The organism is Hydrogenophaga sp. Root209, assembly GCF_001428625.1.
Lineage (GTDB): Bacteria > Pseudomonadota > Gammaproteobacteria > Burkholderiales > Burkholderiaceae_C > Hydrogenophaga.
Genome location: NZ_LMIE01000003.1, coordinates 98,067 through 122,240 on the forward strand (window position 1 = coordinate 98,067; position 24,174 = coordinate 122,240).

Genomic DNA, 24,174 nt, shown 5'->3' on the forward strand with positions numbered 1-24,174 from the left:
CATGCAGACGCCCTGGATCGTTGGCCTCTGCGCTCAGTGGTGCCATGTTTGCCGCGGCCTGGCGCCCGACTTCCAGGCCCTGTCGCTGGAGCACCCCTCGGTCACCTGGTTGTGGATCGACGTCGAGGACCATGCGGAACTGGTGCAGGCGCTGGACATCACCACCTTTCCCTCCGTGCTGGTGGGCATGGGCGAGCAGTTGGTCTTCTTTGGCGAAGCGCCCGGCAACGCCGCGCGGTTCAGGGCGTTCCTGCAACCCTTCGCGCTGGGCCGCGTGACGCGCGCGCCCCAGGCGCCCGACGAAGCCGCGGCCGAGGTCTTCGCGCGGCTGCAGCAGTTGCCCGCGCCGCCGGGCCGGTTGCCGGGCTGAGCCGGCGATCCTGCGTCAGCCCTTGGGGTACAGCACCATCTGCGTGCAGCGGAACAGCGCGATGGTCTTGCCGGTTTCGCGGTGCGTGACCACCGCGTCCCACACCTGCGTGGTGCGGCCGATGTGGGCGGGCGTGGCCACGCAATCAATGGTGCCTTCCAGCGCCGTGCCCAGGTGGTTGCTCTTGAGTTCGATGGTGGTGAAGCCCTTGGCATCTTTCGGCAGGTTGGCCACGCAGCCATAGCCACAGCTGGTGTCGGCCAGTGTGACCACGCTGCCCGCGTGCAGGAAACCGTTGGGCGCCATGGTGGTCGGCTTCACCGCCAGCTCGGAGCGAACCTCCTGCGGGCTCACGTGCGTGATCACCAGACCCAGGTGGCCGGGCAGAGCGCCGGCGCCGCGCTGGTTGAATTCGTCGGCAAGCGTGGTCATGAAAGTCTCCTGTGGTGGATGTGAATGGCAAGGGCCTGTTCACACTATTTTTCCAAGTGCGAATGGGTTGAAAACAGCGCCAATCGAGGCGCGGGACGACGGCCAGACTGGGTGTCTGGCCTAGGAGTGCAACGAAGAGTGGCGCTGTTTTCAACCCATTCCCTTCGGGTTGCGGTCAAAAAGGCCATGCGCCGCGTTGCGAAGCCTCGCCGGGCCACCGGCCCGTCTGCGTTTCGCGCCTTGCGCATGGCCTTTTTGATCCGCAACGCGTCTTGGAAAAATAGTGTGAACAGGCCCTAGCGTCATCGGGTCCAGCTGCCCAGGCGGATGGCGATGGCCAGCGTGGAGCCGTAGACCACCAGGCTGAGCGCAATGACAGCAAAGAGGCCGCTGGCCGGGGTCTTGAACACATGCACGCAAAGCCAGCCACCCACCACCAGGATCATCAGGCGGCCCATGCTGCCGGCCAGCGGCCAGAACATGCGGCCCGCGCCCTGCGACGCAAAGAAAAGTGCCAGGCCCAGGCCGAAGAAGGCATAGCAGCCACCCACGATGTTGAGGTAGGTGGAGCCCACTGCGAGCACCTCGGCGTCGGTGGTGAACAGGCCCATCCACAGCGCAGGCGCCAGGGCGGTGACCACGCCGATGGCGCCGGTGATGGCGGCCACCACCGCACCGCCGGCCCAGGCCACGCGCACCGCGCGCGCCGACTGCCCCGCGCCCATGTTGGTGGCCACCATGGCGGTGAGTGCGGTGCCAAAGCCGAAGGCGATCGGCACCAGGATGTACTCCAGCCGCGCCGCCACGCCATAGCCCGCGAGCGCGGCCGTGCCATAGCTGCCCACAAAAGCCGTGGCCACGGCGATGGAAGCGTTGCTGATCACCGGGCTCAGCGACGCCGGCAAGCCCACGCGCAGGATGTCGCGCAGCAGCGGCAGATGCAGGCGCCAGGGCGAGCGTTGCAGGTGCACGGCACCATCGCGGCGCAGCAGCCAGGCCACCATCACCCCGGCAGACAGCGCGTTGACCACCAGCGTGCTGACAGCGGCACCCGCCACACCCATGCCCGGCACGGGCCCCCAGCCGAACACCAGCAGCGGTGCCAGTGCGAGGTGCAGCAGCGCCGTGCCCAGCAGCAGCACCGAGGGCAGCACCATGTTGCCCGCGCCGCGCACCACGGCGGCCAGCACGTTGGTGAACCAGATGATCAGTGCGCCGCTGAACAGCACGTTCGAATACGCCAGCGCCGCCTCCAGCGCGGCGCCGCGCCCGCCCATGCCACCGAAGATGCTGCGCCCGAAGCCGAGCAGGGCCAGCATGAACAGCGCTGCCAACGCCGCCGAGATGAACAGTGCCTGCTGCGCCAGACGGCTGGCGTCTTCGCTGCGGCCCGCCCCCAGCGCGCGCGCCACGGCCGCGGTGGTGGCGCCACCAATGCCGCCGGCCGACATCTGCAGCATCAGCATCGACAGCGGAAACACCAGCGCGATGCCGGCCAGCGCATCCGCGCCCACGAGCCCGAGGATGTAGCCGTCGTAGCCGATCACGATCGTGGCCGCGAACAGGCCCATCACGTTGGGCGTGGCCAGGCGAAACAGCGTGGGCAACAGCGGCGCGTGCAGCATCTGCTGCAGGCGGGTCTGGGCAAGCACCGAACTCATGGCGTGGGGTTTCGCAGGTAAACACCCGGCTCGGCCGACAGGCCGCGCTTGACCTGCTGCGTGATCTCGTCGCCCAGCACCTCTTCGGCACCGGTCTCCAGCGCGTCGAAGGCGCGGCGCACGATGTCCTCGGGTGTTGACTTCGGCATCTCCAGGCCCTGCGTCAGGTCGGTGTCCACAAAGCCCATGTGCAGGCCGAGCACCTGCGTGCCCTGCGCGCGCAGCTCGTTGCGCAGGCCATTGGTCAGCGCCCAGGCGGCGGACTTGCTCGCGCCGTACGCGGCCAGCATCGGCGAGTTGATCCAGCTCGCGATCGACAACACATTGAGGATCGCGCCACCGCCATGCGACGCGAGCACGGGTGCGAAGGCCTGGCTCACGCGCAGCGGGCCGAAGAAGTTGGTCTCCATCTGGCTGCGCGCCGCCTCGAGGCTGTCGGCCGTGAGGAAGCCGCCCAGGGAGGCGATGCCGGCGTTGTTGATCACGAGCGTCACATCGCCAGCGTGCCGCGCGGCCGCGGCCACCTGCTCGGCGTTGTTCACGTCGAGCGCGATCGGCTCGACGCCGGGCAGTGTCACGCTGGCCGGGTTGCGCGCGCCGGCGTAGACCTTGCGCGCGCCGCGCGCCAGCGCCTCGCGGGCAAAAGCCAGGCCAATACCTCGGTTGGCTCCAGTGATGAGAACGGTGGCGTTGTGGAGTTGCATGGTTCAGGTTCCAGATTGACTGCGGTGGCGGGCTTGATTATGACGACCGTCATATTCAAGAACGAAGAAAAACGCTTTGAGATGGCACATGGCTCAGGCCGGGGGAGAGACGTCGTGCTGCGCCAGCAGGGCGCTGCGGTTGGCGGCCAGCAAAGCCTTGCCTTCGGCGTTGTCGCCCAGGGCGCGGGCGAGCTGCAGTGCACCCACCATCTGGCTGGCGATGGCAGCGGCGATGCCGGGCTCGGCATCGGCGGGCAGGGATTGTTCGACCAGGGCCATCAGGCTGCGCACGCGCTGGGCGGCGGCGGCGCGCACCTCGGGCGACTGGCGCGGCATCTCGGAGACGAGCGCGGCCACGGCACAGCCGTTTTCGGTGCCGCTCAAATGGCGGTCCGACAGGTAGCCCTCGATGAGCGCCTTGAACGGGCTGGCGCCGCGCGCCTGGCGCGTGGCGCTGCCCTTGGCGATGCGGCTGGCGCTTTGCTGCCCGGCGTGCTCCAGGGCCTCGACCAGCAACGCGTCGCGCGAGGCGAAGTGGGCATAGAACCCACCGTGGGTCAGGCCCGCCTCTTTCATGATGTCGGCCACGCCGACCCCGTTGAACCCGGCGCGCCGGATCACGCGCGCGGCCGTGTCAAGGATGCGTTCGTGGGTCAGGGCCTTGCGGCTGGGTGCGATTTCCATGGGCGCATTGTAACCACCAATATGACGAACGTCATATTGTCAAAACCCTGCCGCGGATGCGGATTTTGTGTTGCGCCCGATCAGGCGTGGGCCAGCTTGAACACCGCCACCGCCTGCACCATCTGCGCAGCCTGCGTCTTCAGGCTGGAAGCCGCGGCGGCGCTTTGCTCCACCAGGGCCGCGTTCTGCTGCGTGGCCTGGTCCATCTGTGTCACGGCTTCGCCCACCTGCGCCACACCCGAACTCTGCTCGACGCTGGCCGAGCTGATCTCACCCATGATGTCGGTCACGCGCTGGATCGCGCCCACCACTTCGGCCATGGTCACACCGGCACGGTCGACCAGCGCCGTGCCCTGCGCCACGCGGTCCACGCTGGCGTTGATCAGTTCCTTGATCTCCTTCGCCGCGCCCGCGCTGCGCTGGGCCAGGTTGCGCACCTCACCGGCCACCACCGCAAAGCCACGGCCCTGTTCGCCGGCACGCGCGGCCTCCACGGCGGCGTTGAGCGCCAGGATGTTGGTCTGGAAGGCAATGCCGTCGATCACGCTGATGATGTCGGCGATCTTCTTCGAGCTGTCGTTGATGCCCTTCATGGTGTCCACCACCTGAGCCACCACATCGCCACCTTGCGTGGCCACGGTGGACGCGCTCAGGGCCAGCTTGTTGGCTTCCTGCGCGTTGTCGGCGTTCTGGCGCACGGTCGAGCTGAGCTCTTCCATCGAAGCAGCGGTTTCTTCGAGAGCGCTGGCCTGTTGCTCGGTGCGCGCGGAGAGGTCGTCGTTGCCTTGCGAAATTTCGGCGCTGGCGGTGGCCACGCCCTCGGCGTTGCCACGCACGTTGGACACCACGCGGGCCAGGCTGTCCTGCATGCCCTTGAGGGCCTGCAGCAACTGGGCGGCTTCGTCGCGGCCATCGGTGTCGATCGGCTGCGTGAGATCGCCTGCGGCAATCAGGCGCGCGCTCTCGGCGGCCTTGCGCAAGGGCACCGTGATCGACCGGCTCAGCATGAAGGCCGCAGCCGCACCCAGCAACAGGGCCAGCACGCCACCGGCGATCAGGATGACGCGCCCGGCGGCCGCCTCTTTCTCAGCGTTCTTCAGCATCGTGTCGTAGATGTCTTGCTGGCGCTGCTCGAGCTTGAAGATCGAGTCGAGGTAGGCATCGGCGAGGGGCCGAAGATCGCGCTCCAGCGCCGCGCTCACATCTTCTCCGGCCATCCGGGCTTTCATCAGATTGGCGCGGGGTGTGCGATAGGCCTCGCGTGCGGCGTCGATGCCGGCCAGCAACCGCTTGCCTTCTTCCGACTCGATCAGCTCGATGATCCGCTTGCGCGAGGCCAGCGTCACTTCGGAGGTCTTGTCCATGTCGGCCTGCCACGCGGGAATGCGGCTGGTGTCGGAATCAAGGATGGCGGCGCGGGTGCGCACCCAGTTGACATCGATGGTCTGGCGCCACCGCACGGCCAGTTGCAGCTTTTCGTTGTCCACCGTGGCCAGTTTGCGCGTGGTGTTGCTCAGTTCCTGAAGGCGCCAGACGCCGATGCCAGCCATCATCGCGGTGATGAGCAGGACGATCCCGAATGCAAGGGCGAGTCGGCTGCCGACCTTGATGTTGTTGAGTTTCATGCGCAAGCTTTCCGGCAGGTGATAAAAGAGGTCGAGACAAAATTGTGAGGCGCGCCTCATCGAGAGGCGACCCTGCACATCCAGACATTGAATCGTCGGTTTTGCCGAATTCTTTAATCAGCCGGGCTCAGCGCTGGCCGTCGTTCACCGGCCAGCGGGCAAGGGCCTACAGCCCCCGCTGTGACACCTCCCCCGATCTCGCCGAGTAGCGCACCCGGCTGTCCAGCGCCTCGATGTCCACACGTGCGCTGCGCCGCCCGTACACCTGCGCCTTCAGCCATTCGAGTTCGGCGTCCAGATGCTGCGCGTCGGGCACGGTGCAAAACCAGACCTTGGTGTCCGCATCCCAGCGGTAGCCCCGGCTTTTGAGCTGGTCCTTGGACTCGAACGGCGAGCCGGTGGCACGCAGCTTGAAACGGGGCAACGAGGCGGCCGTGATCAGCTGCGAGAAGCCCGTGGTCGCGCTCCCGGCCACTTTCTTCGACAAGACCTGCAGCAAGGCATGGCAATCCACCTGGGCGCGGTGGGCGTCGAAGAACCAACCTTGGTCCTGGGCCAGCGCGCTCAGCTTGGACGAGCCCGCGCCGGCGGCCTTCCAGTCGATGTCGGCAAACGAGCACGCCCAGGCTTTGGCGGCAAAACAGGGGAACCGGGTTTCCACAAACGGGCGGTCGAAACCGGCGTTGTGCGCCACGATCAGATCGGCCCTCAACACCATGGACTCGACCTGCGCATCGTCCAGGCGATGCCCCTGGACCATGTCATCGCTGATGCCAGTCACCTCCCGCGCCACCGCTGGAATGGGCATGCCGGGGTCTTCGAATCCTTCAAACAGCTCGACCGGCCCGAACGGCAAGCCGGTGGCCATGTCCACCTGCACCAGCAGCATGGCCAGTTCGATGATCTTGTCGGCCGGGTGCGAGAGGCCGGTGGTTTCGGTGTCGAGCACCAGCACGCGCCGACAGGTCGGGATGGTTTGCCCCGAAGCCACGGGCAGGGGTCCGAAATCCGTGACGGGGACGAGACGCCGCAGAACGCGGAAATCAGGATGCCGCTCCAACCGCTGGGCGATCTTCTCCAAGCTGGACAGGGGCGATGGACGGGTGGGTTCAGCGGACACGCTTTGTGCCGGACCCGGTGAATCGAATGCAAAACTGGACTGGTTCATCGAACAAGCCTACCCGACTCGCAGCCCCTTGATCGCCCAGGCAGCGGCCTGGAGATGAATGCTGCCATCGGGTTGTGTCGGCAGTTCGCGCTGCAACAGATCCCGAATGGCGTCCTGCTCGTGCGGCGCCAACCCGGCCAGCCAGGTCGGCGCGGCGCCCTGGCGACCGAGAAAGGGTTGCCAGTAGTCGTCGAAGCTTGAGAAACGGGTCGGTATGTCGATGGCGCGGACTTCGACCTGGGTCAGGCCCGCGTCAACCCACAAGGATCGCAGCGGCTGCGGCGCACACACGGGAAAGCGGCTGGCCTCGTCCGGCACCTCGGCCGGGCCGCACACGGCGATCGCAGCATCCCAGAAACGCCGCATCATCTGCATGCCGCCGGCGTAGTCCCAGACATAGGCGGCCACCTGTCCGTATGGCCGCGTGATCCGCGCCATCTCGGCCACCATGGTCGCCGGCTGAGCCACGAAATTGAGCACGAGCCCGGAGACAGCCGCATCGCAACTGGCGGTCTCCATGGGCAACGCGAGGGCATCGGCGACCGAGAAGCGCGCTCGAGCGTCGGCGATGTTCGCCGATGCGAAACCGACGAAGCCGGCCGACTTGTCGATCGCGTGGATGGATCGGGGGTTGCAGTGGCTCAGGATGGCGTGTGTCAGCGCAGCTGTTCCGCAACCGATGTCGGCCCAGTCCGCGCCCGGCCTGGCGGCCAGCCAGCGGGTGAATTCCGTCGCCACCCGTCGGCTCCAGCGCCCCACGTACAGCTCGTAGGGACCGGCCTCGCCCCAGCGGTCGTTTGTGGGCACTTGCTGATGAGTCATCTGCTTCTCCACCATCTGATGAGAGCGCGCCAGTCTGGCAGAGGGGACGTGAGGAATCAAGCGGTGGGCCCGGCGCTCACGCCACCTTGCGCAGAAAGCCCTGCTGGCGGCCGGGTGCGTTGGGCGCGAAGCCGTTGGCGGCCAGGGTTTCTTCCACCGTGTCGTAGAACACGCCGATCTTGAGGATTTCGCGTGCCTGCTTGCCATTGGCCACGGGCCGCCCGAATTCGTTGGCCATGCGCACCAGCTGTTCAACCTGCCGCGCCGTGCCCATCTTCTCGGTGCGCGACTGGTTCCAGATGTTGTCCTCGATGCCGCAGCGCACATGCAGGCCCATGGCCATGCCGATCATGTTGATGGGCAACACGTTGCGCATGCTGCTTTCCACCGTGAGCATGGTGCCGTCGGGAATGGCGCGCACGAAGTTGGCCAGGTTGTAGATGTTGGGGGCGTCCATGCCGCCGCTGATGGCCACCCAGTTGCACACCAGCGGCCCCTTGTAGATGCCGCGGCGGATCAGGCGCTCCACGGTTTCGAAACTGTTGAGGTTGTAGAACTGGAAGGCGCTCTGGATGCCGGCGGCGCTGAGGCGGCGCACATGCTCCTCGACGAAGCTGGGTGTGGAAGGCACGACCATTTCGGTGTAGGCGCGGCGACCCTCGGGCGTGGCCATGGAGGTGCCGGCGATGTCGGCATCTTCCATGTGCTCGGTCACGTTCATCTGCGTGGTGTTGACGGTGACCGTCACCTGGTCGGGCTGGGGATCGAGTTCGGCCAGCATGTGGCGGGTGTCGTCCGAAAGCCACTTGGCCAAGGCCCCGTCGTTCTCGGGCGCAAAGCTGATGGAGCCACCGACCTGAATGATCATGTCGGGCACCGCCTTGCGCACACCGGCGATCAGCTCGTTGAACATGGACAGGCGTTTGCTGCCCTTGCCGTCGAGTTCGCGCACGTGCAGGTGCAGCACCGAGGCGCCCGCGTTGTAGCAGTCCACCGCCTTCTGCACCTGCTCTTCCATGGTCACTGCAACGTCCTCGGGGAAGTCCGAGGGAATCCACTCCGGGCCGTAGGGCGCGGCGGTGATGACCAGGGGTTGCTGGTTCTCGGTGAAGAGGTGGCCGTCGAGAAAGTTCATGGTGTGTCTCCGGGGTGAATGTGAAGAGAGTCAGAAGGTGGGCGTGCCCACGATGCCGGCGCGTTCCATCTTGCGGTGGCAAGGCGGGTAGTCCATCACCGCGTAGTGCTGCGTGGACCGGTTGTCCCAGATCGCCATGCTGCCGGGCTTCCAGCGCCAGCGAACCTGGTATTCGGGGATCAGTGCCTGGTTGATCAGGTACTGCAGCAGCGCGCTGGCGCCCTGCGTGTAGTCCTGTCCCACACGCACGTTGTCGGGCGTGTGGAAGTTGGTGAAGTGGGTGGTGAAGGCATTCACGAACAACACCTTCTCGCCGGTCTCGGGGTGGGTGCGCACCACGGGGTGCTCGGGGTCCGGAAACTGGGCCTTGAGCGCCAGGCGCTTTTCCATCGGCATGGCGGCCCCGAAGCTGGCTTCGATGCTGTGGCGTGCGCGCAGATGGGCGATCTGCGCTTTCACCGCGTCGGGCAATCGCTCGTAGGCCAGCGCCATGTTGGCCCACATGGTGTCACCGCCCACCGGTGGGCATTCCACGCAGCGCAGCACACAGCCCATGGGCGGGCTTTCGCGCCAGGTGGCGTCGGTGTGCCAGGCGTTTTCGTAGCGGTCGTTCGGTGCGTCGGGTGTCTTGTAGATGCGCACCAGGCCGGGGTGGTCGGGGTCGCTGCCGGCCACCGGGTGGTCTTCCAGCTCGCCGAAACGGCGTGCGAAGGCCACATGGTCGGCGCGACTGATGGCCTGGTCGCGCAGGAACAGCACCTTGTGCTTCAGCAGCGCCGCGCGGATCTCGGCGAACAGGCCGTCGTCGCGCACCGCATCGGCCAGGTTGAGGTCGGAAAGCTCCGCGCCAATGGCGCAGGTCAGTGGTTCGATCTTCATGATCCGGTCTCCTGGTGTGTATGGGGGCGGCGTCAGACCACGAAGATCGACGAGCCGGTGGTCTTGCGCGACTCCAGGTCGCGGTGTGCCTGCGCCGCGTCTTCGAGCGCGTAGTGCTGGTGGATGTCGATTCGGATGCGGCCGGCAGCCACGTGGCCGAACACCTCGGCGGCGAGTTCGGCCTTCTCGCGCGGGTCGGCGATGTAGTCGGCCAGCGCGGGGCGCGTGAGGTAGAGCGAGCCCTTCATGGCCAGCAGGTTGGGGTTGAAGCCGTCGATGGGTCCGCTGGCCGTGCCGACGCAGACCATGAGGCCGCGGCGTTTGAGCGCATCGAGCGAGGCCATGAAGGTGGTCTTGCCCACGCTGTCGAACACCACGTCGGCGCCGCGGCCATCGGTGAGTTCACGCACACGCGCGGCCACGTCTTCGTGGCTGTAGTTGATGGTGTGGGTGCAGCCATGGGCCCGGGCCACCTCGGCTTTTTGATCGGTGGACACGGTGCCGATCACGTTGATGCCGAGCAGCCGTGCCCACTGCGACACGATCAGGCCCACGCCACCGGCCGCGGCGTGCAGCAGCAGCGTGTCGCCGGCCTTGAACGGGTGGATGCGGCGCATGAGGTAGGCCGACGTCAGGCCACGCATGGTCATGGCGGCGGCGGTCTCGAAGCCGATCGATTCGGGCAGCTGGATCAGCGGCGCGGCGGCGATCAGGCGCTCGGTGCTGTAGGCCCCCAGCGTGTTGAGAAAACCGGTGTAGGTGACGCGATCGCCCACCGACACCTGGGTCACGCCCTCGCCCACCGCCTGCACCACGCCGGCCGCTTCCACGCCCATGCCGGCGGGCAGCGGGACGGGATAGGTGCCGTTGCGGAAATAGGTGTCGGCGTAGTTGAGGCCGACCGCGACATGGCGCAGACGGACCTCGCCGGGGCCGGGTTCGCCCACGTCCACCTCTTCGAGGCGGAGCGCGTCCGGGCCGCCGGTTTCGTGGATGCGCACTGCTTTCGCCATGGTCTTGTCTCCTGTGTGGGGGCCCGTGAAAGGGCCGCTGTCGAGAGCTGCAATGTAGGGATTTGCCCGCTCCGTCGCTGTGCATGGCACGCCATGGACTTATCATTTCGTGCCAACTCGGGCAAACCCGAGCCCTTCAACGCAACCGGATGCCCCGCCGATGCCGACCCTGGTGCGCGCCGCCGTACTCACCAACTTCACCGAGGTGGCACGGGAGCGTGGGCTCGATCCGCACGCGCTGCTGCGCAGCGTGGGCCTGTCGCACGCGCTGATCGACGACCCCGAGCTGCGCATTCCCGCCGAGGCCGCCGTGACCGTGCTGGAGCGCGCGGCGCAGGCCGGCAACTGCCTGGACTTCGGGCTGCGCATGGCCGAGTCGCGTCAGCTCTCGGACTTCGGCGTGATGAGCCTGCTCATCAGCCACCAGGCCACGCTGCGCGCAGCGCTCAACATCACCATCTCGCACCGCCATCTGCTCAACGACACGCTGGCGATGCAGATCGAGGACGCCGGCCCGATGGTGATCGTGCGCGAGGAGGTGGTGGCGCAGGTGCCCGCGCGCCAGGCCAACGAGCTGGCCATCGGTGTGCTGTTCCGCATGTGCGCGGCGCTGCTGGGCTCGCGCTGGCGGCCGCACAGCGTCAACTTCAGCCACCAGGCGCCAGGCGACCTGCGGCTGCACAAGCGCCTGTTCGCCTGCCGGCTCGAGTTCGGCAGCGAGTTCAACGGCATCGTGATCCCCGCGGCCGACCTGGAGGCGCCCAACCCCGCGGCCGACCCGGTGATGGCCCGCTATGCGCAACGTTTTGTGGAGACGCTACTGCCGGTGAGCGATGCCTCCATGGTGCTGGAGGTGCGCAAGGCGGTGTACCTCATGCTGCCGGCCGGGCGCGCCACCATCGAATACGTGGCCCAGGGGCTGGGCCTGAGCGTGCGCACGCTGCAGCGCCAGCTCGACATGGCCGGCGTGAGTTTCAGCGACGTGCTGGGTGAGGTGAGGCGCGAACTGGCGCAGCGCTACATCGAGAACCCGCGCTACTCGATGGCCCGGGTGTCGGAACTGCTGGGCTACAGCACGCCGGGCTCGTTCACGCGCTGGTTCAGCGGGCAGTTCGGGACCACGCCGCAGGCCGCGCGCCGCACCCACGAGGCCCGAGCCGCGTCCGCCTCAGGCTGAGCGCGCCGCCCGCTGCTGGCGCCAGCGCGTGACGCTGCTGCCGAAGGTGCTGCGAAACCAGTGCGAGAACGCCGCGGGTGAGGCAAAACCCAGCAGCGCGGCCACCTCGCTCAGGGGCAGGTCGCTGTCCTGCACCTGCCGCATCACCAGTTCCGAGCGCACCGACTGCAGCAGCTTGGCAAAGGTCTGGCCGTCGCGCGCGAGGTGGCGGTGGACGGTGCGGCGGTCCACCCTCAGGTGCTGCGCCACCTGCTGCGATGTGCAGCGCCCGCCGGGCAGCAGCGCCGCGATGAGCTGGCGCACCGTGGCCTGGGTTCCCTGGTGCTGGCCCGACAGCGCACGGTCGAGATACTGCCGAGCGAACCGGGCCATCTCGGGATTGGCGCCCTGTTGCGGCGCCAGCAGGTCGGCCGCGTTGCAGACGATGCCGTTGAACTCGCTGTTGAAGTCCACCGTGGTCCCGAAGAACGCGCGGTGCGCGCCGGCATCGCGGGGCGGCCGGTGGTTGAAACACACGCGCACCGGCTTCCACTGGGGCCCCAGCAGCTCGCGCACGATGCGGTACATGACGCCCACCGCCAGTTCCATCGACTGCCGCGTGCTGGCGGCCTGCGCCACCAGGATCTCTTCACGGATCACCAGCAGGCTGCCATGCTCCTCGATCCGGGTGAGCAGCGAGGCATTGAGCAGGCGCAGGTATCGGCACAAGGTATCGAGCGCGGCGCGCGCCGTGGGCTCCTCCTTGAGCACCAGGCTGATCGGCCCGAGGTTGGAGAGCTGGCGCCGGCTGGCCAGGCGCAGCGCGAAATCCTCCACGCCGCTGGCTTGCGCGCTGTCTTCGAGCAGCGCGCGCACGGCCACCGTGCTCAGCGGGGTTTCAGGATCTTCCAGGCTGCGCTGCGAGAGCCCGGCATGGCGCAACATGGCCTTCGCGTCGAGCCCCACCGATTGCGCAAGATCGACATATCCAGCGAGGCTGGCACTGCGCACGACGGGCACGTAGGGGTAATCCATGGGTGTCCCAAATTCGAAAATCGGTGTCTCACATTATCAAGCAGGGCGGGCGATCAAAACCTAGGATTCACCCCACGGTCAGGCCCCCAGACCGCAGTGGACACCTCCGCGGTCCACCCATCCAACGACTGGAGACAGACATGACCCCATCCCTCTTCTCGCCGCTGCGCCGCACTGTGTGCGCAACCGCTCTTGCACTGGCCCTCCCGGCCGCGATGGCCTGGACCGACAAGCCCGTGCGCATGGTCGTGCCCGCACCGGCCGGCGGCACCATGGACGTGGTGGCCCGCATCGTGGCCGAACAGCTGCAGGCGGACATCGGTCAACCGGTGGTGGTGGAAAACCGCGCCGGTGCCGGTGGTGCCATCGCGGTACAGGCCATGATCTCGGCGCCACCCGACGGCAACACCATCATGATGACGGCGAGCAACATCCTCACCGAAATCCCGCACGTGATGAAGACCGCCTTCGATCCGCTCAAGGACGTCAAGCCGGTTACCGCCATCGCCCGCGCCACCATGGTGATGATCGGTGCGCCCAACCTGCCAGCCAAGGACCTCAAGGGCGTGATCGCGTGGGTCAAGGCCCATCCCGGCACGGTCAGCTTCGCCTCCTACAGCGCCGGCACCAGTTCCCACTACGCCGGCATGATCCTCAACCAGAAGGCCGGGCTGGACATGCAGCACGTGCCCTTCGCCGGCTCGCCACCCGCGCTGGCCCAGGTGATGGGCAACCAGATCCCGCTGATGTTTGACGGCATGGCCACGGCTCGCAACATGATCAACTCAGGCAAGGTGCAGGCCTACGGCGTTGCTTCAAAACAGCGTTCGCAGCACCTGCCCAACGTGCCCACGCTGGCCGAACTGGGCTATCCGGAGCTGGACTTCAGCAACTGGGTCGGCATCATCGTGTCCGCCAGCGTGCCCGCCGCCATGGTGGACAAGATCAACGCCGCCGTGGACAAGGCAGCTGCTTCGCCCAAGGTGCGCGACCGCCTGCTGGGCGCTGGCTTTGATGCCGGTGGCGACGAGACGGCCGAACAGATGGCCCGGTCGCTGCGTGCCGACTTCGAGCGCAACGCCACGATCGTCAAGACCTTCGACATCAAGCTCACCCAGTGATGCAACGCCGCGGTTCGTGCCTTGCGAACCGCGGCCCTTCTTTCCGTTCCCGCTCCCTTCCTGGGCCGCAGTCACGCTGGCCAGGACCTGTCGCGTTCCGACCCTCCGCGCCCAGTTCACCTGAAGACATCCGATGAAAGCCTCCGTCAAATCGACCTTGCGCCGCCGTTCCATGGCGGTCTTGCGCACCACCTGCCTGACCACCGCCCTGGCGCTGGGCGCCGCGAACCGGGCCACGGCATCATGAACGGCCTCATGATGGATCAGCCGCTGCTGATCTCGACTCTGCTGCGCCACGCCGAGCGCCACCACGGCACGCAGGAGGTGGTGTCGCGCCGCGTCGAGGGCGACATCCACCGCTGCACCTATGTCGAGCTGGCTGCGCGATCGCGCCGCATGGCCCGGGCCATGGCCGCGCTCGGCGTGGCCGCAGGCCAGCGCGTTGGCACCCTCGCCTGGAATGGCTACCGCCACCTGGAGCTGTACTACGCGGTTTCGGGTTCGGGCGCGGTGCTGCACACGCTCAACCCGCGCCTGCACGCCGACCAGCTGGCCTGGATCGCCGACCACGCCGAAGACCAGGTGCTGTGCTTCGACAAGACCTTTCTTCCCCTGGTGGAGTCGGTGGCGCAGCGCCTGACCACGGTCAGGCATTTCGTGCTCATGGTCGACCACGACCACATGCCGGCATCCACCGCCATCCCGGGCTTGCTCTGCTACGAAGACCTGATCGATGGCCAGGCGGACGATGGCTTCGAATGGCCCGCGTTCGACGAGAACACGGCGTCCAGCCTGTGCTACACCAGCGGCACCACCGGCCACCCCAAGGGCGTGCTCTACAGCCACCGCTCGACCGTGCTGCACACCTTCGCCTCGGCCCTGCCCGATGCGCTCAACCTCGGTGCACGCGACGTGATCCTGCCGGTGGTGCCGATGTTCCACGTCAACGCCTGGGGCCTGCCGTATTCGGCCTGCATGGTCGGCGCCAAGCTGGTGCTGCCCGGACCGGGGCTGGGCGGCAAGAGCCTGCACGAACTGTTCGAGACCGAGGGCGTGACCCTCTCGGCCGGTGTGCCCACGGTGTGGCAGGGCCTGCTGGCGCACGTGCAGAGCCAGGGCCTGACGTTCAGCACCATGCGCCGCACCGTCATCGGCGGCTCGGCCTGCCCCCCGGCCATGATGGAAGCCTTCGAGGACACGCACGGTGTGCAGGTGATCCACGCCTGGGGCATGACCGAGCTCAGCCCCATCGGCACGGTCGGCATCCTCAAGGGCCACCAGCAAGACCTGCCGCGCGAGCAGCGGCGCACCATCCAGGCCAAGCAGGGCCGCGGCGTCTTCGGGATCGACATGAAGATCGTCGGTGACGACGGCGAAGAACTGCCCTGGGATGGCCGCGCCAGCGGCGAGCTGCTGGTGCGCGGTGCCTGGGTGGTCGATCGCTACTTGAAGGCAGACCACGATGGCCAGCCCGGCCCGCTCGTGCACAGGAACGGTCAGGGCTGGTTCCCCACCGGCGACGTGGCCACCGTCGACGCCGACGGCTTCATGCAGATCACCGACCGAGCCAAGGACGTGATCAAGTCGGGCGGTGAGTGGATCGGTTCGATCGACCTCGAGAACATCGCCATGGCGCACCCGGCCGTGGCCATGGCCGCCTGCATTGCCGCGCGCCATCCCAAGTGGGACGAACGCCCCCTGCTGGTGGTGGTGCGCAAGCCCGACGCGAGCCTGGAGCGCGACGAACTGCTGGCCTTCTTTGAAGGCAAGATCGCCAAATGGTGGACCCCGGACGACGTGGTGTTCGTCGACGCCATCCCGCTGGGCGCCACAGGCAAGATGCTCAAGAACCGTCTGCGCGAACAGCACGGCGGGCATCTGCTTCACAAGGACTGACCATGCACAAGCTCCAGGCCCAGGCGGCTCTCTGGTTTCCAGGCCTGCTGATTTGTGGCATCGCGGCCATCGCTGCCATGTTCCTGGGTGCGCACTATGGCGCGCCGGTGATGCTGTTTGCGCTGCTGCTGGGCATGGCGCTGAACTTCCTGTCACAGGAGGGCCGCAGCGCGCCGGGCATCGACCTGGCCGCCCGGCAGGTGCTGCGCCTGGGCGTGGCCCTGCTGGGCCTGCGCATCACCACGGCCCAGGTGATGTCGCTGGGCTGGGAGCCGGTGGCCATGGTGGTGCTGGCGGTGGTGCTGACCATCGTTGTGGGCATCGTGCTGGCCAAACTGCTGGGGTTTCAGATGTTCTTCGGTCTGCTCACCGGCGGGGCGGTTGCCATCTGCGGCGCCTCGGCTGCGCTGGCACTGGCCGCGGCCATGCCCGCACACCCGCAAAAGGAACGAGCCACCCTGTTCACCGTGATCGGCGTGAGCACGCTCTCCACCCTGGCCATGGTGCTTTACCCGATGATCACGCGCGCGCTGGGCATGGAGCCTGTGGCCGCTGGCCACTTCATCGGCGGCACCATCCACGACGTGGCGCAGGTGGTGGGCGCGGGCTACAGCCTTTCGCACGAGGCCGGCGATGCGGCCACCCTCATCAAGCTCATGCGCGTGGCCATGCTGCTGCCCGTGATAGCGCTGGCCTCCTGGCTGACGCAACGCCATCTGGTGGCCCAGGGAGACGCCGCGGCCATGGGCCCGCGCCCGCCGCTCTTGCCCTGGTTTGCCGTGGCGTTTGCGCTGCTGGTGCTGATCAACAGCACCGGCTGGCTGCCTGAGCGCGTGGTGCAAACCGGTCAGGGCTTGTCGCAGATCTGCCTGGTGGCGGCCATGGCGGCCATCGGCATGAAGACGCACCTGAAAGACATCCTCACCGTGGGATGGAAGCCCGTGGCCCTGATGGTGGCTGAAACCGCCTTTCTGGCGGCTCTGTTCTACGGCATGCTGGTCGTGCAAGGCGCCTGAGCCACGCAGAATCAGCACGCTGAGGCCGGTTCGCGCTCGACCTGATCGAGCAGGCGGACGCTGCCCTCGCGCAGTTCGTTGCCCGTTGAATTGCGAGCGCTCGGACGCTCGTAAGCGAACTCGGCCACACCCTGGATAACGTCCCGCGAGGCGACCAGGAAAGACGGCCGCGACACAGTCGTCTCATTTGCGCAAAGACGGTTTGAGTTCGCTGGCCAGGCGGGTGTGCCCGTCTCAGGCTCGATGCCCACCGCGGCGAGGTTCGAAACAAGTGCATTCACTTGCTGGCGTCACCTGTGGGCCGCTGATGCGCGACCGACTTGGGCGGAAAAATGCACCAATCTGAGACGCTCCTACCAGCCTGATGCGGTTTGCGCATAATCTCATGCACAGTTTTGGAGCACGATAGATGAAATACGCCTCAGCGCAACACTTCCTTGAAGACGTCACCCGGCGCAACCCTGACCAAACCGAATTCCACCAAGCCGTCTCTGAAGTGATGGTGAGCCTCTGGCCCTACATCCAGAAACACCCCAAATACGCCGAACAAGGCCTTCTCGACCGGCTTGTGGAGCCCGAGCGCGTGGTGATGTTCCGCATCTCCTGGGTCAACGACCACGGCGATGTGCAGGTCAACCGGGGCTACCGCATCCAGCACAGCTCGGCCATCGGCCCCTACAAGGGCGGCATGCGTTTCCATCCTTCGGTCAATCTGTCGATCCTGAAATTCCTAGCGTTCGAACAGACCTTCAAGAATGCGCTGACCACCCTGCCCATGGGCGGCGGCAAAGGCGGTTCCGACTTCGACCCCAAAGGCAAGAGTCCGGGCGAGATCATGCGCTTTTGCCAGGCTTTGGTGAGCGAGTTGTTTCGCCATGTCGGGGCCGACACCGACGTGCCGGCAGGCGACATTGGCGTGGGCGGCCGTGAAGTCGGCTTCATGGCGGGGATGATGAAGAAGCTCAGCAACCGCTCGGACTGCGTGTTCACTGGCAAGGGCTTGTCTTTCGGCGGCTCGCTGGTGCGACCTGAGGCCACTGGCTACGGCACGGTGTACTTTGCTCAGGAAATGCTCAAGCAGCAGGGCCGCAGTTTCGACGGCTTGCGCGTGAGCGTGTCGGGCTCGGGCAACGTGGCCCAGTACGCGGTGGAAAAAGCCATGGCGCTGGGCGCCAAGGTGGTCACCGTGTCCGATTCGAGCGGCACAGTGATCGACGAAGACGGCTTCACCCCGGAAAAACTGGCCGAGCTGATGGAAGTGAAGAACCACCTGTACGGGCGCGTGAGCGAATACGCCACCCGAACGAAGAGCCGATTCGAGGCCGGGGTACGCCCCTGGGCCGTTGCAGTGGACGTGGCGCTGCCTTGCGCGACCCAGAACGAACTCGACGCAAACGATGCCGACACGCTCATCAGGAACGGCGTGATCTGCGTGGCCGAAGGCGCCAACATGCCGACCACCATGGACGCTGTGGAGCGCTTTGAAGCGGCGGGCGTGCTGTATGCGCCCGGCAAGGCCAGCAACGCCGGAGGCGTGGCAACCTCGGGCCTTGAGATGAGCCAGAACGCAATGCGCCTGTCCTGGCCGCGCGTCGAGGTCGACGAACGCCTTCACACCATCATGGTGGGCATCCACGAGGCGTGCCGGCTGCACGGCCGCCGTGCCGATGGCTCGGTGAGCTACGTGGACGGCGCGAACATCGCCGGTTTCGTCAAGGTGGCCGACGCCATGCTCGCGCAGGGCGTGGTCTGAAGCGACACCCGGCGACGCGGCCAGAAGGGTGACGCTGGTGTGAAGGCCGCTTCGACAAGCGCGACTTCATCTACAACCGTGAGCGCGACGAGTATCGATGCCCTGCCGGGCAGACGGTCATTCGCCGCTTCACCACCGTCGAGGACGGCACTCCGGCGGCCCGACGACGCATCAGCCGTTGGGAGCATGAAGACGTTCCAGAGATCGTCCAGGCACGCCGTGACGGGGCGCCCGAAGCCTCTCGACTTCGACAGCGCAAGGTGGAGCACTTGTGATTGCCACTTCGCTGCCGTCAAGCCACTGCAATTGCTACGGGGTGTTCGGCCGAGCACCGAAGTTGTTTGCGCACAGCCTCGACTGGACTCGGACATTCGTCGTTGAACCGTACCTCTGGTTTTGAAAAGTCCGGAAGTCGGGGAAGTGGCTGTTGGGTACAGCCACCGATGCAGTCCGAAAGGCGGCTGTATTGAGGTGCTGCGGTCATGGGGCTTTCACGACGCGGCTGGCGCCGCGCCACCAACCGCTTCCCCATCACGGAATCCACCCCTGAACACGATGCACCGCTCAGGAGGCCCCCGCCGTCGTCTCCATCAGGCTGCGTGTGACGCGCGGCGGCTCCTCACCGAGGTGAAAAGCCAGCTTGCGGTCACGCAGCGCGACGTCGGCGGCGGTGACGCGGTCGAAGCGCCGCAGGTGATCGGTCCAGGACTCGTCGATGATGACCTCGACAAAACGGCTGGGTTCGTGGATGTCGTGCAGCAGCTCCCACGACAAGGCCCCGTGGCGCAAGCGGCTGCGGCGCCCCTCGCCCAGCATCAGGCCGCGGAAGTCGGCCGCGCGTGCCGGATCGATGCGGTACTCCACCATCACCATCACATGGCCCCGGGGCGGTGGTTCTGTGATCTGGGGCGCCGGAAAAATGCGCTTGGGCGTGAGGTCGTCTTCCAGGCCGGAGTCGGGCATCAGGCGGTTGGCCAGAAACATGGAAAGCAGCCCGGTCACGGAAGCGATGCCCAGGCTGACCGGCACGCTGGTCCAGGTAGCGACTTGCCCCCAGATTGCAGCACCCAGGGCGCTGGCGCCCATGATCGCCATCTGGTACATGGACATGCCGCGCGCGCGCACCCAGTCGGGCAGGCCCATCTGGATCGAGACGCTGAGCGTGTTGGCGGAGGTGATCCAGGCCGCGCCGCCCAGAAACATCGCGGGCACCGCCACCCAGACCTGGTCGGTCAACGCCATGGTCGCCATGGCGCCCGCCTGCAGGGCCGTGCCGCGCAGGACGAGACCGTCGCGCGGATACCGGCGGCGCAAGGCGGGCAGAAACGCCGCAGAAGCGATGGCGCCCGCGCCCATGGCGGCCAGTAGCAGGGTAAAGGTACCGGCACCGCCGCCCTGCATGCCTCGCGCCAGCAGGGCCAGCAGCGCCAGCAGTGCGGTTGAGTGGAAGAAGAAGATCGAGATGCGCAGCAACACGCCCTTCAGGTGGTAGGACTGGGCCACGTACTGCAGGCCCACCCGCATTGCGGTGCCCAGGCGCTCGCGCCCCAGCGGGTGCGGCTTGTGCTCGTGCTTCCAGCGGCTGATGATGACCGCGGCCACCACAGACAACACCGCGTTGAGCAGGAACACCCAGGCGCTGCCGGCGCTGGCGATCAGCGCGCCGGCCAGCAGCGGGCCGATGATGCGCGAGGCGTTCATCGACACGCCGTTGAGTGCCAGCGCCGCAGGCAACTGATACCGGGGAACGATCGTGGGCACGATGGCCGAGAACACCGGCCAGCGCATCGCCATGCCGATGCCGTTGAAAAACGTCAGTGCCAGCAGCAGGGCCGGGGTTATCGCGCCCAGAAAGATGAAGGCGCTCAGAATCGACGCCACCACCGCCACCCACAGTTGGGTGAAGAGGAAGAAGTGCTTGCGGTTCAGGCCGTCGGCCAGCGCGCCGCTGGGCAGACCCAGCAGGAACACCGGCAAGGTGGACGCCGTCTGCACCAGCGCGACCCACAGCGGTGTTGTGGTGAGCGAAGTCATCATCCAGGCTGCCGCCACATCGCTCATCCACATGCACACGTTGGCCATGAGCCAGGTGATCCACAACATGCGGAAGAGTGGCTGGCGCAGCGGTGCGATGGGAGACAGATCGTCGTCGGAGCGGGGCATAGGGGCACTAATGTAGAGGCCGGGATTCCTTTCTGGTGGGAAAGGCTTGAATCACCCCGTGAAATTGAGTGCCGCCAAGGACGCACAGAGTGACTCAATCGTCCAGCAGAAGCATTGATCGGCCCTCTATCCATGCCCCTATGTTTTCAATCACACCCGCATAAAAAGCTGCCAGATTTTCCTGCGTGGCATAGCCCAGATGGGGTGTGAGAACCACGTTGTCAAGTCGACAAATGGGGTGCTGCTTTGGCAGTGGTTCCTGCCAGAACACATCCAGCCCGGCGCCACCGATGTGACGCTGAGACAACGCATCCAGCAGAGCGAGCTCATCGACCAGACCCGCTCGCGCGGTATTGATGAGATAGGCGCCCGGTTTCATTTGCGAAAGTCGATGAGCAGACACCAGGCCGGCCGTGCTTTCACTGAGCACAAGGTGCAGGGACAACACATCCGACTGGTCGAACAGGGCGTCGCAACTGACCAAACTCGCTCCTGCTGTTTGCGCGCGCTCCTGGGTGAGGTGGGGGCTCCAGGCGATCACCTTCATGCCCATGGCCCGACCCACCTGTGCCATTTGCCGACCAATGTTTCCCAAGCCTGCGAGCCCAAGCACACGACCGGACAAGGTCTCAGCCAACACAGGTTGCCACTCTCCGCGCAAGAGCGCCTGGTGTGATGGCAAGACGTTTTTTGTCAAAGCCAGGATGAGCGCCCAAGCCGTTTCGGCTGTGCCGGTGCGGCCGGTGCGACCTCCGAGAGCGCCCGTGACCACGATGCCACGACGGCGACACGCGTCCAGATCGATCGCCGCGTTGCGTTGGCCGGTGGTGGCCAGCAAGCGCAGCCTTGGAAGCCGCTCAATCACACGCCCTGGGAATGCCGTTCGCTCTCGCATGGCCACCACCACGTCCGCGTCTCGCAGCCACTCGACCAGCTCGTCTTCGCTGCGCGCTGACCGTGTTTGAAATCGCAGTTGAGGCTCACCAGGCAGAGCGTCCCAGTTCGCCAGACCCCGAGCAACCCCCTGGTAGTCGTCGAGAACAACAATTACCAGGGAAGGGGCGCGGCCGGTCATCTGTAGCAACGCGTCAGTTGAGCGTGATGTTCGCCTTCTTCACCACGGCACCCCACTTGAGGGACTCCTGCTGCATCAGCGCACGGTATTCCTCGGGGGTCGTTGACGATGCCTGAGCGCCCATGGTGGCGATGCGTGCAACCACCTCGGGCGTCTTGAGCGTGGTCACGAGTGCGGCGTGCATTTTCTGCGTAATGGCCTGAGGTGTCCCTTTGGCAGCAATGATGCCGTAGCTGGATTCCGAGACCACACCAGGCAATCCCAGTTCAGCGGTGGTGGGCACATCGGGCAAGGACTCGTTTCGACGCGGTGCGGACACCGCCAGTATCTTGATCCCACGGCTGGTGAACGGTTTCACCGCCGACAAGTCTGCAGCCAACACCTGAATTTCCCCACTCAGCAACGCAGTGATCGCAGGTGCCGCGCCTTTGTACGGCACATGCATCATCTTGATCCCAGCCTCTTGCGCAAACAATTCGGCGCCCAGGTGGGGCGTGGTGGCATTGCCGGCCGAGCCATAGTTCATCGCACCAGGATCTTTCTTCGCCAAAGCCACCAGCTCTTGCAAGGTATTGACCGACACCTTGGGGCCCACTGTGATGACCTGCGGAACACGGGCTACCAGCGACACGTAGTTGATTTCATCCACCACGTAGGGCATTTTCTGCAGGTGAGGCAACACGGTGATGCCACCCGGCACGCCGAAGCCGAAGGTGTAGCCGTCTGGTTCCGCCTTGATGGTGGCGTCCATACCGATCACACCACTGGCCCCTGCCTTGTTGTCCACCACGATGCTCTGCCCCAGCACCTCACCGAGACGGGGAGCAATGGCTCGCGCAAGTTGGTCCACCGGGCCTCCGGGTGGATAGGGCACGATGAGTTTGATCGGGTGGGCTGGCCAGCTGGTCTGAGCCTGCACAGGTGCCACGAGGCCAGCCAAGATGGCCGAGCCGAGGGTGAGAAGGAATCGTTTGTTCATGTCATGTCTCCTTGGATGGTTGAACAGGGTGAGGGGTGAGTGGCTCATTCGTCCTGCATCAGCAGGATGAATTCGGCCACGAGCGCCGGGCGCTCGCTGCCTTCAATTTCAAATTCGCACACGGTGGCCATGCGCGTGGCCGCGCCCACTCGCTCAGCGGTCTTCAGCGTCTGGTGCAAGCGCACCCGTGAACCGACCGGGACGGGTGCGGTGTAGCGCACCCGATCCGATCCGTAGTTCAGACCCTTGCCTCGGCGCTCGACGCGAAAGATGTCGCGTTGCATCCGGGGCACCAGCGACAACACGAACAACCCGTGGGCAATGGTCTTGCCATGAGGCATCTCCCGGCTCGCCCTCTCGGTGTCCACGTGGATCCAGAAGTCGTCACCCGTGAGCGCGGCAAATCCATCAATGTGGCGCTGTTCGATGGTGAACCAGTCGCTGGTGCCGAGCTTCTGGCCGACATGGCCCAGCAACTCGCGAGGGGTTTCAAGTTCCAGCATGGCGCTGCCCGGCCCGCTCAGGTGGCGTGCCGGCGCAAGAAGGCCAGCACCGTTCTGTTGAACACGGCGGGTTGCTCCCAGTTCGCACAGTGCCCGGCTTCGGGCACGATCACCGCCTCGGCATGAGGCATGTGAGAGGCCTGCATGCGCAACAGGGCCGGCGGGGTGTAGAGGTCACCATCACCCGTCATCAGCAACGTGGGTGTCTTGATGCTTTCGAGCCGTTCCCAAGTCAGTTCATGGGGTCGCTTGGCGCTGATGCGTGGGCCGACGCTGGCCTCCTTGGACAGCTTGACCCATGCCGCCACGCCCTCTGGGTTTCCGGCGCGGTACGAAGGATGCAGCTCCTTGACCTCCACCGGCAAGGCGTTGAATTCCTTGGGACGCAGGCGGCGGTTGGCCTCCAGGTAGTCCTTTTCCGAGTCGGCAATGCCCAGGTAGGAAGAGGCAATGGTCAGGCTGCGCAGCTTATGCGGATACACCAGCGCGAAATCCAGCGCGAAGAAGGCACCATGGGCAATGGCCACCAGATGCACTTTGTCGAGCTTGAGGTGTTCGATCAGTTGATTCAAGTCTTCGAACGCAGCGCCAGGTTCTTGCGGATTGCCGGATTCGGACCGGAAATAGCCGCGTCGCGAATAGCCGATGGCACGGTAGCCCGCCGCAGCGAATACAGGTTGCTGGTAACCCCAGCCGGCACCGCTTTGCGAGCCCGCATGCATGAAGATGACCGGCTGGCCATTGCCGCCCGTGTCCCAGTACCACAGCTTGGCTCCACCCACATCGACCGTGCCTTCAAAGCTCGGGGCAGGGTTTGGCATCTCGGCCGGCACCCACACGGGCCCTGCAGCGGCGGAAGCAGGCAAGGGCAGCGCCGCAGCACCCGCCGCACTGCCCGCGACGGCCATCAACTTGAGCCAATCCCGGCGCTGGACGCTTCCCGTGGTGCTTGCGCCGAAGGTGAGGTTGGTCATCCTGTTGTCT

The 24,174-nt window shown here is 66.1% G+C and carries 23 protein-coding genes; 6 read left to right on the forward strand and 17 right to left on the reverse strand.

The genetic code is table 11. From position 1 onward, the window contains the following. Nucleotide 1 precedes the first annotated feature (1 nt). Complete coding sequence (locus tag ASE11_RS03990; protein WP_056266505.1) at nucleotides 2-370, forward strand: thioredoxin family protein; 369 nt, start codon at nucleotides 2-4, stop codon at nucleotides 368-370. 15 nt (nucleotides 371-385) lie between these two features. Here ASE11_RS03990 and ASE11_RS03995 read toward each other — a convergent pair whose 3' ends face one another. From ASE11_RS03995 to ASE11_RS04040, 10 genes are all read right to left on the reverse strand, one after another. After that, on the reverse strand, nucleotides 386-802 hold the full coding sequence (locus tag ASE11_RS03995) for a PaaI family thioesterase (RefSeq protein ID WP_056266507.1): 417 nt from the start codon (nucleotides 800-802) through the stop codon (nucleotides 386-388). A gap of 302 nt (nucleotides 803-1,104) precedes the next feature. Then, nucleotides 1,105-2,463 carry an MATE family efflux transporter gene (locus tag ASE11_RS04000; protein ID WP_056266510.1) on the reverse strand — a complete coding sequence of 453 codons (1,359 nt, stop codon included), beginning with the start codon at nucleotides 2,461-2,463 and terminating at the stop codon, nucleotides 1,105-1,107. Then, on the reverse strand, nucleotides 2,460-3,167 hold the full coding sequence (locus ASE11_RS04005) for an SDR family oxidoreductase (RefSeq protein WP_056266513.1): 708 nt from the start codon (nucleotides 3,165-3,167) through the stop codon (nucleotides 2,460-2,462). The genes ASE11_RS04000 and ASE11_RS04005 overlap by 4 nt, the downstream gene beginning before the upstream one ends. 93 nt (nucleotides 3,168-3,260) lie before the next feature. Further along, on the reverse strand, nucleotides 3,261-3,851 hold the full coding sequence (locus ASE11_RS04010; protein WP_056266516.1) for a TetR/AcrR family transcriptional regulator: 591 nt from the start codon (nucleotides 3,849-3,851) through the stop codon (nucleotides 3,261-3,263). Between the two features lie 80 nt (nucleotides 3,852-3,931). Next, nucleotides 3,932-5,476: a methyl-accepting chemotaxis protein gene (locus ASE11_RS04015; protein WP_056266520.1), complete on the reverse strand. Its 1,545-nt coding sequence runs from the start codon at nucleotides 5,474-5,476 to the stop codon at nucleotides 3,932-3,934. Between the two features lie 166 nt (nucleotides 5,477-5,642). Then, entirely contained in the window at nucleotides 5,643-6,644 is a 1,002-nt protein-coding gene (locus ASE11_RS04020; protein ID WP_056266524.1) for a 3'-5' exonuclease, read from the reverse strand. A gap of 9 nt (nucleotides 6,645-6,653) precedes the next feature. Continuing rightward, nucleotides 6,654-7,466 (reverse strand): class I SAM-dependent methyltransferase, encoded by an 813-nt coding sequence (locus tag ASE11_RS04025; RefSeq protein ID WP_056266527.1) that lies wholly within the window; start codon nucleotides 7,464-7,466, stop codon nucleotides 6,654-6,656. 76 nt (nucleotides 7,467-7,542) lie between these two features. Then, a complete protein-coding gene (locus ASE11_RS04030; RefSeq protein WP_056266530.1) occupies nucleotides 7,543-8,601 on the reverse strand; it encodes a 3-keto-5-aminohexanoate cleavage protein in 1,059 nt (352 codons plus the stop codon). 30 nt (nucleotides 8,602-8,631) lie between these two features. Further along, on the reverse strand, nucleotides 8,632-9,480 hold the full coding sequence (locus ASE11_RS04035; RefSeq protein WP_056266532.1) for a TauD/TfdA dioxygenase family protein: 849 nt from the start codon (nucleotides 9,478-9,480) through the stop codon (nucleotides 8,632-8,634). 32 nt (nucleotides 9,481-9,512) lie between these two features. Beyond that, on the reverse strand, nucleotides 9,513-10,493 hold the full coding sequence (locus ASE11_RS04040) for a quinone oxidoreductase family protein (RefSeq protein ID WP_056266534.1): 981 nt from the start codon (nucleotides 10,491-10,493) through the stop codon (nucleotides 9,513-9,515). 160 nt (nucleotides 10,494-10,653) lie between these two features. On the opposite strand from ASE11_RS04040, the gene ASE11_RS04045 reads away from it, so the two are divergent. Then, nucleotides 10,654-11,670 carry an AraC family transcriptional regulator gene (locus ASE11_RS04045; protein WP_056266537.1) on the forward strand — a complete coding sequence of 339 codons (1,017 nt, stop codon included), beginning with the start codon at nucleotides 10,654-10,656 and terminating at the stop codon, nucleotides 11,668-11,670. Here ASE11_RS04045 and ASE11_RS04050 read toward each other — a convergent pair. After that, complete coding sequence (locus ASE11_RS04050; RefSeq protein ID WP_056266540.1) at nucleotides 11,662-12,684, reverse strand: AraC family transcriptional regulator; 1,023 nt, start codon at nucleotides 12,682-12,684, stop codon at nucleotides 11,662-11,664. The genes ASE11_RS04045 and ASE11_RS04050 overlap by 9 nt on opposite strands. A 140-nt stretch (nucleotides 12,685-12,824) precedes the next feature. Here ASE11_RS04050 and ASE11_RS04055 point away from each other — a divergent pair, with 140 nt between their 5' ends. From ASE11_RS04055 to ASE11_RS04065, 3 genes are all read left to right on the forward strand, one after another. Next, on the forward strand, nucleotides 12,825-13,805 hold the full coding sequence (locus ASE11_RS04055) for a tripartite tricarboxylate transporter substrate binding protein (protein ID WP_056266545.1): 981 nt from the start codon (nucleotides 12,825-12,827) through the stop codon (nucleotides 13,803-13,805). 243 nt (nucleotides 13,806-14,048) lie between these two features. Beyond that, nucleotides 14,049-15,701, forward strand: a complete 1,653-nt coding sequence (locus ASE11_RS04060) for a 3-(methylthio)propionyl-CoA ligase (RefSeq protein WP_056266548.1) — start codon at nucleotides 14,049-14,051, stop codon at nucleotides 15,699-15,701. Nucleotides 15,702-15,703: 2 nt separating this feature from the next. Next, complete coding sequence (locus tag ASE11_RS04065; RefSeq protein WP_056266551.1) at nucleotides 15,704-16,717, forward strand: YeiH family protein; 1,014 nt, start codon at nucleotides 15,704-15,706, stop codon at nucleotides 16,715-16,717. A gap of 11 nt (nucleotides 16,718-16,728) precedes the next feature. On the opposite strand, the gene ASE11_RS25715 is transcribed toward ASE11_RS04065, so the two are convergent. Further along, nucleotides 16,729-16,998 carry a hypothetical protein gene (locus ASE11_RS25715; protein WP_156406228.1) on the reverse strand — a complete coding sequence of 90 codons (270 nt, stop codon included), beginning with the start codon at nucleotides 16,996-16,998 and terminating at the stop codon, nucleotides 16,729-16,731. Nucleotides 16,999-17,126: 128 nt separating this feature from the next. Between ASE11_RS25715 and gdhA the strand changes: the two genes are divergently transcribed. Continuing rightward, nucleotides 17,127-18,470, forward strand: coding sequence for an NADP-specific glutamate dehydrogenase (gene gdhA, locus ASE11_RS04070; protein ID WP_056266556.1), 1,344 nt, complete (start codon nucleotides 17,127-17,129; stop codon nucleotides 18,468-18,470). 564 nt (nucleotides 18,471-19,034) lie between these two features. On the opposite strand, the gene ASE11_RS04075 is transcribed toward gdhA, so the two are convergent. The 5 genes from ASE11_RS04075 to ASE11_RS04095 form a co-directional block, all read right to left on the reverse strand. Next, on the reverse strand, nucleotides 19,035-20,633 hold the full coding sequence (locus tag ASE11_RS04075; protein ID WP_056266559.1) for an MFS transporter: 1,599 nt from the start codon (nucleotides 20,631-20,633) through the stop codon (nucleotides 19,035-19,037). Between the two features lie 94 nt (nucleotides 20,634-20,727). Further along, nucleotides 20,728-21,708 (reverse strand): D-2-hydroxyacid dehydrogenase family protein, encoded by a 981-nt coding sequence (locus ASE11_RS04080; protein WP_235501187.1) that lies wholly within the window; start codon nucleotides 21,706-21,708, stop codon nucleotides 20,728-20,730. A 13-nt stretch (nucleotides 21,709-21,721) separates the two neighbouring features. Next, entirely contained in the window at nucleotides 21,722-22,687 is a 966-nt protein-coding gene (locus ASE11_RS04085) for a Bug family tripartite tricarboxylate transporter substrate binding protein (protein WP_056266562.1), read from the reverse strand. 44 nt (nucleotides 22,688-22,731) lie between these two features. Continuing rightward, nucleotides 22,732-23,190: a MaoC family dehydratase gene (locus tag ASE11_RS04090; protein ID WP_056266565.1), complete on the reverse strand. Its 459-nt coding sequence runs from the start codon at nucleotides 23,188-23,190 to the stop codon at nucleotides 22,732-22,734. Between the two features lie 17 nt (nucleotides 23,191-23,207). Then, complete coding sequence (locus ASE11_RS04095; protein WP_056266568.1) at nucleotides 23,208-24,164, reverse strand: alpha/beta fold hydrolase; 957 nt, start codon at nucleotides 24,162-24,164, stop codon at nucleotides 23,208-23,210. Nucleotides 24,165-24,174: the final 10 nt, after the last annotated feature.